At 61.4% G+C, this 11,541-nt stretch carries 10 protein-coding genes; 5 read left to right on the top strand and 5 right to left on the bottom strand.

Going from position 1 to position 11,541, the window contains the following annotated elements:
• Positions 1-5: 5 nt before the first annotated feature.
• Positions 6-1,079 carry an efflux RND transporter periplasmic adaptor subunit gene (locus tag NCN06_RS04895; protein WP_226398643.1) on the bottom strand — a complete coding sequence of 358 codons (1,074 nt, stop codon included), beginning with the start codon at positions 1,077-1,079 and terminating at the stop codon, positions 6-8.
• Between the two features lie 156 nt (positions 1,080-1,235).
• On the opposite strand from NCN06_RS04895, the gene NCN06_RS04890 reads away from it, so the two are divergent.
• Positions 1,236-3,401 carry an AAA family ATPase gene (locus NCN06_RS04890; protein ID WP_166017710.1) on the top strand — a complete coding sequence of 722 codons (2,166 nt, stop codon included), beginning with the start codon at positions 1,236-1,238 and terminating at the stop codon, positions 3,399-3,401.
• A 48-nt stretch (positions 3,402-3,449) separates the two neighbouring features.
• Here the strand turns inward: NCN06_RS04890 and NCN06_RS04885 are convergent, their stop codons facing one another.
• Both NCN06_RS04885 and NCN06_RS04880 read right to left on the bottom strand, forming a co-directional pair.
• A complete protein-coding gene (locus NCN06_RS04885) occupies positions 3,450-4,091 on the bottom strand; it encodes an alpha/beta hydrolase (RefSeq protein WP_226398644.1) in 642 nt (213 codons plus the stop codon).
• Between the two features lie 185 nt (positions 4,092-4,276).
• Positions 4,277-4,774, bottom strand: coding sequence for a thymidylate synthase (locus tag NCN06_RS04880; protein ID WP_226398645.1), 498 nt, complete (start codon positions 4,772-4,774; stop codon positions 4,277-4,279).
• Positions 4,775-4,882: 108 nt separating this feature from the next.
• On the opposite strand from NCN06_RS04880, the gene bcp reads away from it, so the two are divergent.
• A complete protein-coding gene (gene bcp, locus NCN06_RS04875) occupies positions 4,883-5,350 on the top strand; it encodes a thioredoxin-dependent thiol peroxidase (protein ID WP_226398646.1) in 468 nt (155 codons plus the stop codon).
• Here the strand turns inward: bcp and NCN06_RS04870 are convergent.
• Positions 5,328-6,053 carry a type III pantothenate kinase gene (locus NCN06_RS04870; RefSeq protein WP_226398647.1) on the bottom strand — a complete coding sequence of 242 codons (726 nt, stop codon included), beginning with the start codon at positions 6,051-6,053 and terminating at the stop codon, positions 5,328-5,330. The genes bcp and NCN06_RS04870 overlap by 23 nt on opposite strands.
• Entirely contained in the window at positions 6,054-6,821 is a 768-nt protein-coding gene (locus tag NCN06_RS04865; RefSeq protein WP_115022657.1) for a phosphoadenylyl-sulfate reductase, read from the bottom strand.
• A 67-nt stretch (positions 6,822-6,888) separates the two neighbouring features.
• On the opposite strand from NCN06_RS04865, the gene NCN06_RS04860 reads away from it, so the two are divergent.
• From NCN06_RS04860 to NCN06_RS04850, 3 genes are read left to right on the top strand one after another with little or no spacing between them, the layout of a single operon-like run.
• Positions 6,889-8,034 (top strand): NAD(P)/FAD-dependent oxidoreductase, encoded by a 1,146-nt coding sequence (locus NCN06_RS04860; protein ID WP_226398648.1) that lies wholly within the window; start codon positions 6,889-6,891, stop codon positions 8,032-8,034.
• Entirely contained in the window at positions 8,031-9,707 is a 1,677-nt protein-coding gene (gene hflX / locus NCN06_RS04855; RefSeq protein WP_226423350.1) for a GTPase HflX, read from the top strand. The genes NCN06_RS04860 and hflX overlap by 4 nt, the downstream gene beginning before the upstream one ends.
• Entirely contained in the window at positions 9,695-11,512 is a 1,818-nt protein-coding gene (locus NCN06_RS04850; RefSeq protein WP_226423352.1) for an SLC13 family permease, read from the top strand. Before hflX ends, NCN06_RS04850 begins: the two co-directional genes overlap by 13 nt.
• Positions 11,513-11,541 lie beyond the last annotated feature (29 nt).

Here is an 11,541-nt window from a genome sequence, read left to right as displayed (position 1 = left end):
CAACCTCAGTTCGCCTTGGCGGGTTGCACCTGCACGGGCATGCCGTGTTTCAGGTTGAGCAGATTGGTGGTGACCACCATCTGGTTGGCTTCAAGGCCTTTGGTGATCGGGTAGAGCTGGTTCTCCAATTCGCCCACCGTGACCGGCGTTTGCAGGGCGAACTTGGCGTCAGCGGGCAGCTTGCCGGCCTTGATTCCCTTCTCCAGGGTTTCAATATCAGCCTTGCCGGGGTTCTCCTTGAGCTCCTCAAACGTGCCGAGGCGGAACACGAAGCTCTGGCCTGACGTCTGGGTAACGGCTGCAAAAGGAACGGCAAGTTCTTCTTCAGCCTTGATCTGAACCCGGGTGCGAAGACGTTGACCATCCCGCAGTTTTCCATCCTCATTTGGGAAGACCGCCTTCACCAGCAATCCCTGGGTCTGCTTATTGACTCGGGGGTCGATCGAGCCCACCTCTCCGGTGGCAAGCAGGTCGTAACTACCCGGCGCACTGAGCAGCACCGGCTGCCCAAGGGCCAGACGAGAGGAGAAGACTGCGGGCACCTCGACCCGTGCTTCGAGTTCGTTGTTTTGCACCAGGCTGGTGAACACCTGGCCTTGCTGAATCACATCGCCAACCTTCACGTTCACATCAGCGACCGTGCCAGCAGAAGGAGAAGTCAAGTTGCTGTAATCAAGCTCGGCCTTCGCCGAGATGTACTGGGTGCGATAACGATCCAATTCCTTCTGTGATGCAGCTCCTGTCTCAGTCAAATATTTGTAGCGCTCGTAGTTGGCTCTAGCGGTTTCGGCTTTGGCCTTTTTCTCGACTTGATCAAGCACCACCAGCAATTCACCGGCTTCGACTTCATCACCCTGGCGAATCTTCAACTCAAGGATTCGACCTCCCGACTGGGCGGCGAGCTCGACAAGATTGCTGGCTTCCAACGTGCTGACGGTGTCGACACCCTCAGTGAATTCAGCCATCTGGGTCGAGACGGCCTGCACCTTCGGCGGCGGCGGCTTCGGTGCTTCGCTCTTGCAGGAACTGACCGTGATCAGGGCGGCGAGGGTGAGCAGGAGTCGCTGCGGATGACGCACGGCAAAAAGGCTTTCTCGGATTATGCAGCGTTCCTGAGAGCCTGGCCGCACAGGGTTTGCACCTCTGGGAACCGACACGCCCAAAAACGTTCGATTCGGACCAGTTCCAGCGCCGATTGAGAACGTCAGGGACACTGGGTCAACGCCGATTGTCCGTTGGGTCAGGACCTCTTCGCTTTTCACGGTGAGCAGCAACGGCGGCGGCTGGCCCCCCTGGCTGACCGGATGCGCCCTCGCACGCTGGAGGAATTTGAGGGCCAGAGTGGGATCTTGGCGGACGGACGGCTACTGCGTCGCGCCATCAAGGCCGATCGGGTTGGCAACCTGATCCTGCATGGACCGCCAGGGGTCGGCAAAACCACCCTGGCGCGGATCATTGCCAACCACACCCGCGCTCACTTCAGCAGCCTCAATGCCGTTCTCGCAGGCGTAAAGGACCTGCGGATCGAGGTGGATGCTGCACGCCAACGGCTGGAACGGCATGGATTGCGCACGATCCTGTTCATCGATGAGGTGCACCGCTTCAACAGTGCCCAGCAGGATGCGCTGTTGCCATGGGTGGAGAACGGAACCGTCACCCTGATCGGTGCCACCACGGAGAACCCCTATTTCGAAGTCAACAAAGCGCTGGTCAGCCGTTCCCGGCTGTTTCGTCTATTGCCACTGGAGCCGAAGGATTTGCAGCGGCTGCTACAACGCGCCCTTGCTGATGGGGAACGGGGTTACGGCGACCGGTCGATCGTCATCAGCAGCGATGCCACCGACCACCTCGTGGACGTGGCGGGTGGTGACGCCCGCAGCCTTCTCAATGCCCTTGAACTGGCGGTGGAAAGTTCGGAGCCCGATGGCGAGGGGGTGATTCAGATCAATCTGGCCATCGCCGAGGAATCGATCCAACAGCGGGCGGTCCTCTATGACAAGCACGGCGATGCCCACTACGACACCATCAGCGCCTTCATCAAATCGCTGCGGGGCTCAGATGCCGATGCGGCGATGTTCTGGCTGGCGCGCATGGTGGAGGCCGGCGAGAACCCGCGCTTCATTTTCCGCCGGATGCTGATCGCGGCGGGGGAAGACATCGGCCTAGCCGACCCGCAGGCCATTGTTGTGGTGGAAGCCTGTGCCGCTGCCTTCGAACGGGTGGGACTGCCGGAAGGGCTGTATCCGCTAGCCCAGGCCGCCCTTTACCTGGCGGGTACCGAAAAGAGCAACAGCGTTCTGGGCTTCTTTGATGCCCTGAAAACGGTCCGCGCCGCCCGTCAGCAGGACGTGCCCGGGCACTTGCGCGATGCCAACCGAGACGGAGCCGCCTTTGGCGACGGCGCGGGCTACCGCTACCCCCACGCCTATGCCGAACACTGGGTGGAACAGCAATACCTCCCCTCTGCACTGCAAGGGGAAGTGTTCTGGCAACCCGGCCAACTCGGATGGGAAGGGGAACGGCGAGAAAGGATGGCAGAACGCCGGGCAGCCCAACTCGCCGCGGCCGCGGAACTGGCGGCCGACCAGCCCTTGCTGCTCAGCAGCGGACCCGACCGTCCCGGTGTGGACCGCTGGGTGCAACGCCAACTCGGCCAAGAGGGGGAACGCCTTCAGCGGCTGCGCGAGCGACTCTGGCGAGACATCCCCTGGACCCGCAGGGATCGAGTGCTGCTTTTGGGGATGCGTTCGCTGATCTGGGCTATCGATCCCTTGCGGGCCACCCCGGAAGGTGGCGTGACAGTGCTTTGCGACAACGAAGCGGATCGCAACCGATTGGAAGCGCAGCTGGATCTGCTCGAACCGGAGCATCGACCCCAACTGCTGACCGACAACCTCGACACTCTGTCTTCGACCCAAGCCTTCGACTGGATCGGAGGACGGCTCGCCGCAGCAGACCTGCAAAAGCAGAACTGGACGGCGCTACTGGATGCGATCAACCGGCATTCCCTCCCGACGACGGGCTTACGGCTGCTGCTCAGTCGCGCCGAACTGGGTCCCGCCGGTGCTCTGCAGCAGAACGGGGGCGCAGAGGAGCTCTTAGGCCCTGTTGTGGCCCAGGAACAACGCTGGCTCGAGCTCCAACAGCGCCCTGAAGAGCTCTTGGCAAACGCGGGCTGGCAGCTCAGTTGTGACGATTGGCTGGAACCCCTAACCCTGCCGGGGGGAAAAGAGCTGGCCGACCGATGGCTGGCCGAGGGGTCGCCTTACCGGCAGGCCATGGGAGAAATCAAAACCGAGGTGCTGGCGGAATTGCGCCGGACGTTGAATGGCCTGGGCGACGGCGGCCTGCGGCTGCCCATGCGCCATCAACTGATCAAAGGCAACCAAATCAAGCCATAAAAAAACCCCGGCCGAGGCCGGGGCGATGACACAGGGCTCAGGGCCTGATCACCAGAGGGGACGGGCAGGAGCGACGTAAGCGGAACGAGCAGCGGGCTCGGGCAGCACGGAGTTGGCCTGCACGCAAGCGGGCAGGAAGACGTACCAGGACAGCAGGGAGGTGCACTGGGCGTCGCCTTCGCACTTGTCGGGGGCACAGACGTTCTGGATGCCGTCGTAGGTGCCGCAGGTATCAGCCAGGCGGAAGTCCACGGGCAGCTCAGCCATGATGCTGGCGGAGGAGATTTCACCGTCGATGGAGTCGGCGATGATCGCGGAACGCAGGGCCACCACGGAGGTGGACTTCATCTTCCAGTAAGGGAAGTAGGAACGGGTCTGATCCTTCAGGAACTTGACGCCGTCGTCGGAGTACAGGAAGCGGGACACGCCGATGATGTCAACGGCGTAGGTCTTGGTCATACCTTCCTGGATTTCTTCGGCAGTCCAACCGGAGTTGTTGATGCCGGCATCCAGAGCACGATCGGTGACTTCACCGGTGGTCAGGAAGGTCTTGAACTCAGAAGAGGTGGTTGTCCACACAGCACCACCGGTGTTCCAGCGGACGGGACGCTTGGTTCCTGCTTCAGCAGGAACTGCCAGAGCGGCGAGGGAGGCACCGGCCAGAAGGCCAGCGGCGAGACGAGAAAACACGGACGACAAAGAGAGCACGTCAATAAAAAAATAGCTCCCAAAAGAAAAATCGCCAACAAAAACAAGCCTCTGAAAAGGCCAGCACCACACGAATAACAGGAATTTCGCGAGAACAGACTCGCGAGACTCAATATTTCAGGTCGATTTGTACCTTCTCCTCGCCAAAAGAAAGCAGAAATCTCGGGTCAATTCAAGTGAATCCTTTGCCATCCGTCCGGGCAGCGGTCTTCATGCACCAGACGCACGCCATCCCGGTCGCCGCGGCAGTGACGCATCCGAAGGCGACCGCCCCAGCGCTCAACTTCGGCGAGGTAAGCCTCCGTGCCGTGATGAGGCTGAATCCACAGCCGGGTCCGAACGGCATCGCGATCGACCTTTGCCACAAGCTGCGGTCTGGCAGACAGGCCGAGATCCTGCAGGGAGCCTGCGAATTCACCCCAGTAATGGCGCGTCATCTGCGCACGCGTGAAATCCATCAGCAGCGTTTCGGCTTCACTGCGTTGATGCAAGGTGATTTCGCGCTGCAACAGCTGCCGGCTCAAATTCGCCTCATACAGCCGTGGAGCGGCTTGATCCAAAGAGAGACCATGACGCGGTGCGACGAGCGCACTGACTCCCATGGCCAACAGACCTAAAGCAGCCAGGGAACGTCCAATTTGGTCCACCCGAGTCCGCGACACCATGGCCCAACAACTGCAGGTTGGTTGCAAGGTAGGCAGCACAAACAGTCTTGTCCGGAACCGGGCTTGTCCTGAACGCCGTACGCTGCCGCCACTGCCAAAGCACAGTCTGTGAGCCTGCAAATCGGCGACGCCGCCCCCGACTTCAGCCTTCCCGATCAGAACGGTGAACCCGTCAGCCTTGCTTCACTGCGCGGGAAGAAGGTTGTCTTGTACTTCTATCCGAAAGATGACACCCCTGGGTGCACCAAGGAAGCCTGCAACTTCCGCGATCGCTGGGATCAACTGAAGGCCAACAACATCACCGTTCTGGGCATCAGCAAGGACGGAGCCACATCCCACAGCAAATTTATCAACAAATACGAGCTCCCCTTCACGCTGCTGACCGATGTGGAGCCCTGTGCGGTAGCCAGCCTCTATGAGAGCTACGGACTGAAAAAATTCATGGGGCGCGAATACATGGGAATGATGCGTCACACCTATTTGATTGATGAAGCCGGAAAAATCGAACGGATTTATCTCAAGGTCAAAGCGGCCACCATGGCCGACACATTGATCAGCGATCTCGAACTGAGCTGATGCCTGCGGCCAGATCCAACAGAGCCTGCAGCTGAAGATCGGTCTCCATCTGCAGCAATTCCGTTGCATGGGCCCAGTGCGTCTTGATCAGCTCAGCGTCACCACCGCAGATCCAAAGCAACCCTTGCGAATGCTGCTGGGCAAGTGCGATGGCGGCCAGCAACCCTTGCAACACACCCCGCTGCATGGCCGCCGCCGTTTCTTGGGGAAAGATGTCTTTTGGGAAGGCCTCTTGAGGACTCTCCAGCGTTGCTGGAAGGCCAACAGTTCCTTCCGCCATGGCCCTGAGCTGCAGGCGATAGCCCGGTAGCAACTGCCCTCCACCAAAACAGCCATCCGCACCAACCTTGGTGAAGCTCAACACGGTGCCTGCATCCACCAAAAGCAGCCCCCTGGAACAGTCGAGCTGTTGCTCCTGACTACGTCGCCAGGCCATCCATGCCCCGAGCGCTCGATCCACACCCAACCAAGGAGGTGCCTTCGGCAATGGAACATCCTCCAGACGAATGCGCAGGTCCTGGTGAGCCCTGAGCTGCTCGGGCACCGGCCCCACCGCCGCCCAGATCGGAGGATCTGTGCCGATTCGACCAGGGTCTGGATCACCGTGATCAATACGAACTCCCTGTTCAGTCCGCTGGGCCCAATGCCAGCGACTGTTGCCAATCAGCAGAGCGCGGCCGCTACTCCGTTCAAACGCCTTCACTCAGATGCCTTCACCCATCAACCCTTCAACAGCGTCCTGGGGCAGATGGATTCCACACTCTTGCTTTAGCCCCCCAAAGCGGGTGTCGCGGCCACTCAGATCTCCTACATCAGGGCCACTGGAATGCCAGTCCCCCACTGTGGAATAGCCCTGCTCGAACAATGGATGCTGAGGGAGATTGTTTGATTGCATGTAGTAATAGACATCACGCTGGGTCCACTCGAGAAGTGGTCTCAATGACCAGCGCTCCCGAATCGGGTCCAAGGCCGTCATCGAGCGACGGTGATCGGTCTGACCACGCCGCACGCCGCTGGCCCAGCAGCGCGTATGGAGGTCATTAAGCGCTTGCTCCAGAGGTTCAACCTTGCGGATCCGGTGATAGGTCTCCAGGTCTTCGACACGGCCAGACTCCCAGAGCTGACCATGCAGGGCCTCCATTCGAGCCGGGGACATCTCGCTCTGACGAACTACCAGACGAATCTTGAGCTGATCGGTGAGTTGGTGGGCATAGGAGTAAGTCTCCGGGGGCAAATAACCGGTATCAATCCAGATCACCGGAACAGCGTCACCTCCGGGAAGTGTGCTCAGCATGTGCAGGAGCACAGCCGACTGAATACCAAAACTGGTCGTCAGAGCAAATCGGTCGCCGAATTGATCCAGCCCCCAGGCCAGACGCTCCTGCGGCTCCATGGTCTCAAGCAGCTTGCGCCCATCGCGCAAGTCGTTTTGCACCGCCATGGGCACCATTGCGTCGGGGGCCTCCGTCATCACGCCATCCTCCCCTGTCGTGGGACCGGCTGTGCTTCCTATCGTTCTCAAACCAGCGGTTTCTTTCATGCGTTCACCCTCGTCCACGTCGGATGCCGTGGTGATCGTTGGTGGTGGATTCGGGGGACTTTTCACAGCTCTTGCACTTCAGCGTCGGCAGCCCGGCTGCCCCATCGTTCTGATCGAACCTCGGGATCATTTTCTGTTTCAACCGCTGCTGTACGAACTACTCAGCGATGAACTTCAAACCTGGGAGGTGGCCCCCCGTTATGACCAGCTGCTGAATAACAGCATCTGCTGGATCCAAGACACCGTTGTTGGCATCGATCAAACCAGCCAAACCATCGAACTCGATTCGGGAGGCCGATTGGGCTGGGCCCAACTGGTGCTGGCGACAGGCTCGAAAGTCAATGATTTCGGCATCCCCGGCGTGCAGGAGCACAGCTCTGGTTTCCGTGATCTCAGCGATGTAGGCCGGCTGAAGCAATGGCTCAACACTCAGCTCAAGCAGCGTGATGGAGACGCAGGGCTAATCATCGTTGGAGCTGGACCCACCGGAGTGGAACTGGCTTGCAAGCTCGCGGATCTGATCGAAGGAGCCGCCAGCATTCGCTTGGTGGAAATGGGCGATGAAATCCTGCCCAGCAGCACGGCGTTCAATCGGGAGAAAGCCCAGGCAGCGCTGGAACGCAAAGGGGTCGTGGTGCAGCTGAACACGAGCGTGAGCGAAGTGCAGGCCAATAGTGCCGTTCTGGCAGATGGCGTGGTTTTACGTCATGCGGGATTGATCTGGACTGCAGGGAGTAGACCCTCCATCCCAGCCATCTCGCCTACACCAGTGCTGGAGAGGGGACGCCTGGCCGTCGACGATGACCTGCGCTTGGTGGGCAGCGCCAATACTTTTGCCCTGGGGGATCTCTCAGCGCGGGCGGACAGCCCATGGCCCGCCAGCGCCCAAGTGGCCATGCAGCAGGGGGATGCCACTGCCGCAGCCATCGCAAGCCTGCGGATGGGGGAAGAGCCGCAACCCTTCCAGTTTGAGGATCGTGGCGAAATGCTCAGCCTCGGGGTCGGCGACGCCACACTGACTGGCATGGGATTCACCCTGGCCGGACCACTGGCATTTCAGTTGCGACGGGCCACGTACCTGACCCGCCTACCGGGACTGTCCCTGGGACTGCGCTCCGCCGGCGCCTGGTTGCTGAGCCGTTGAAGCAATCCCACCTGGGAGGGCGCTGCCGCGGTCTGCGCCCCAGCCAGCAACGCCAGCTGGAGCGCCTTAGTCATCGGCGTCATCCCGAGGGCTGCGGAGCCGATCTGCTGAGCCTCGAACGACTGGCGGATCTCGTTCTGGATCTCGAGATGCCGCTGCATCTGGTGCTCGACGGCCGTGGCCTTTGCCGGCTGCTCTGGTTGGGCCCCCTCACCGGCAGCGATTCACCGCTGCAGCACCTGCCAGCAACACCGCGGCGGAGCAGCGGTGGCTGGCGCCTGATCAGCTGCCCCTTCGCCCGCAAAGGGCTTCACCAGGATCCCCGCGACGCTGTTGTCGCTCTCGACATCGCCCCGAGGCACTGGCTGCGCTTTGCACCGTGCCCCTCGGCCGATGGCGGGCGCCCGGCAGAACTACTCATTCCTGATCCACTGCAGCCCGATGGGTGGAGAGAGTTCGAACAGGGCGACCTGCGTGACCTTTGCTCCCTCACACCAGACGAACCCCAAGCCGCAACCATCCGAGCCGCCACCGGAGAGGAGCGGGTGCTCCTGCTCACGCTCACCAGCGGAGATGGGCAGCGCGACCAGCGTGAATTAGCTGAACTGGAGGGACTGGTGCGCAGTGCCGGCGCCCAGCCCGTGGCTCTGACCAGCCAGCGTCGGGGCCAAGCCAATCCCCAGACGGTCTGGGGCTCCGGGAAACTTCAGGAAGCCGCCCTCGAGATCCGTCGTTGCCAAGCCTCACTGGTGATCACAGACCGGGAGCTGACCCCAGTGCAGGCACGCAATCTGGAACGACTGCTGAGCTGCCCGGTCTCTGACCGCAGTGAGCTGATCCTCGACATCTTTGCCCAGCGGGCCGGCAGTGCTGCAGGGCGCCTCCAGGTGGAACTAGCCCAACTGCGCTACCGGCTGCCACGCCTACTGGGACGGGGCAGCAGCCTGTCGCGTCAGGGCGGCGGCATCGGCACGCGCGGGCCAGGGGAAACACAACTGGAAAAAGACCGTCGAGCCATCAGCCGACGCATCGAACGGCTGCTGCGGGATCAGCGCCAGCTCCAATCCCACCGCAGCCGATTGCGAGATCAGCGGCGTGGTCTGCCGCGGGTGGCCCTGGTCGGTTACACAAACGCCGGCAAATCCAGCCTGCTCAATGCCTTATGTGGCAAACGGGCGAGCGATCGCGTGCTGGCAGAGAACAAATTGTTCGCCACGCTGGACCCCACCACGCGCAAACTCGACCTCCCCTGCCCTGGGGCGCGCCCCCAACGGCTGCTGCTCACCGACACAGTGGGCTTCATTCGCGATCTCCCTGCCCCACTGGTAGAAGCCTTCCGCGCAACTCTGGAGGAGGCACTGCACGCGGATGTGCTGTTGCTAGTGCTGGACCTGGCTGACCCCGACTGGCAAGGCCACCTGGACACCGTGCATCGCTTGCTCGATGACCTCGGCAGCACCGCCCTGCGCAGGGTGATCGCCAATCAGATCGACCGTTGCGAGGCAACCGCCATCGAAGCGATTCATCAGCGGGAGCCCGATGCACTGTTCCTCTCAGCCGTGCGGGGGGATGGGCTGCAAGGCCTGCAGCAGTGGATGCGCGAGCAATTTTTTGATCCCAGGGCAGAATCCCCGCAATTGACGACCGGCGACTCGCCGCCATGGCAGAGCTGAGCAACGCTCTTCAGAACCCTCAGGCGTTGATCACGCTGGCCGTGCTGGGTCTGGCGGTGGTGTTGTTCATCACCGGGGTAATTGCACCGGAGCTCACAGGATTGCTGAGCCTGAGCTTGTTGATCGCGACTGGGGTGCTCAACCCACAGGAGGCCCTGGCGGGGTTCGGCAGTCCTGCACTGATCACCCTGTTGGGACTGTTTCCTGTCTCCGCAGCACTCTTCAAAAGTGGTGCGCTGGATCGACTGCGGGCCCTGATCGCATCAGAACGGATCCGTTCCTCACGCCGCCTGATCGCCCTGATGGCCTTTGTCATCGCCCCGGTTTCGGGAGTGGTTCCCAATACTCCAGTGGTGGCATCCCTGCTTCCCGTGGTCGAGGGCTGGTGCCAGCGGCGCGGTATTTCTCCATCCCGGGTGCTACTGCCGTTGTCGTTTTCCACGGTTCTGGGGGGCACCCTGACCCTGCTGGGCAGCTCTGTGAATCTGCTGGTGAGCGACATCAGCCAGCAACTGGGCTACGGCTCCCTTGATCTGTTCAGCTTCACCCTGATCAGCCTGCCGGTCTGGCTGGCAGGGGCCATTTATCTGGTGTTGGCTCCAAGGGTGCTGCTGCCGGACCGAGGTGCCAGCACGGATGACCTCGAGGGCAGCCCCAAGACCAGCAGCTACTGCACGGAAGTGCGCATCCCACCCGAGTCGGAGCTGGTGGGCAGCTCTCTCCTGAACAGTCGATTGCAACGTCGTTTCGACGTTGACGTGCTGGAACTGCAGCGCGGTGGAGAGCGACTCCTGCCACCCCTGGCGGACCGTCGTCTTGAGGCCGGCGATCATCTGCTGTTGCGGGTCACACGCCTTGATCTGCTGCGGCTCCAGCAGGATCACACGGTTCAGCTCACAACCCAGGGGCAGAACGCTGGTTTCAGCCTGAACACCGAAGAGGCCAGTGGACAGAAAACCGTGGAGGTTTTATTGCCTGCTGGCTCCACCCTGGCCGGTGCAAGTCTGCGGGAACTGCGGTTCCGGCAGCGCCACAACGCCACTGTTCTCGCCCTGCGCCGCGGCCAAGAGACCGTCCAAGAACGCCTGGGGCAAGTCATCCTGCGGGAAGGCGATGTGCTGCTGCTGCAAGCACCGATCGACTCCATCCGTGGTCTGCAGGCCAGCAATGACCTGTTGGTCCTGGATCGACTGGAAGACGACCTCCCCACAGTTCGACGCAAGCCCGTGGCGGTCAGCATTGCCCTCGCGATGCTGCTGCTGCCCAGTCTGACCCCGATCCCCCTGGTGGCCGCTGTGCTGTTGGCCATGGTGAGCGTGGTCGCCACCGGCTGCCTGCGCCTCGGAGAACTGCAGCGCTCGATCCGCCTGGACGTGATTCTGCTGCTGGGATCCCTCACCAGTTTCAGTGTTGCCATGCAGAACACGGGACTGGCCGACGCCCTGGCTCTGGTGCTCCAGCAGGGGCTGGAGGGCTGGCCGAGCTACTCCGCACTGATGGTGATCTTCATCGGCACAACACTTTTAACCCAGGTGATGAGCAATGCCGCCTCGGTGGCCCTATTGGCGCCCGTAGCAGTGCAACTGGCTCCCTCCCTGCAGCTCTCTCCCACTGCACTGCTAATCACGGTGCTGTTTGGAGCCAGTCAGTCCTTTCTTACCCCCGTTGGATATCAGACCAATTTGATGGTGTTCGGTCCGGGCCGTTATCGCTTTCTTGATGTCACACGGTACGGACTTGGCCTAACCGTGATCATGACCATTCTGGTGCCGGCCTTGATCCTCTGGCATTACGGCGGATCCTGAACAACACTGGTCAGATCTCGCACACGCCT

The sequence above is a fragment of the Synechococcus sp. MU1648 genome, from assembly GCF_023630615.1.
GTDB lineage: Bacteria > Cyanobacteriota > Cyanobacteriia > PCC-6307 > Cyanobiaceae > Parasynechococcus.
This window is presented reverse-complemented; position numbering and strand designations above follow the sequence as displayed.

What these genes read in the sequence shown, in the direction of transcription:
- NCN06_RS04860 (WP_226398648.1), top strand. Translation starts at nt 6,889, where the DNA reads ATGCGTTCACCCTCGTCCACGTCGGATGCCGTGGTGATCGTTGGTGGT.
- NCN06_RS04850 (WP_226423352.1), top strand. Translation starts at nt 9,695, where the DNA reads ATGGCAGAGCTGAGCAACGCTCTTCAGAACCCTCAGGCGTTGATCACG.
- NCN06_RS04865 (WP_115022657.1), bottom strand. Translation starts at nt 6,821, where the DNA reads ATGACGGAGGCCCCCGACGCAATGGTGCCCATGGCGGTGCAAAACGAC.
- NCN06_RS04880 (WP_226398645.1), bottom strand. Translation starts at nt 4,774, where the DNA reads ATGGTGTCGCGGACTCGGGTGGACCAAATTGGACGTTCCCTGGCTGCT.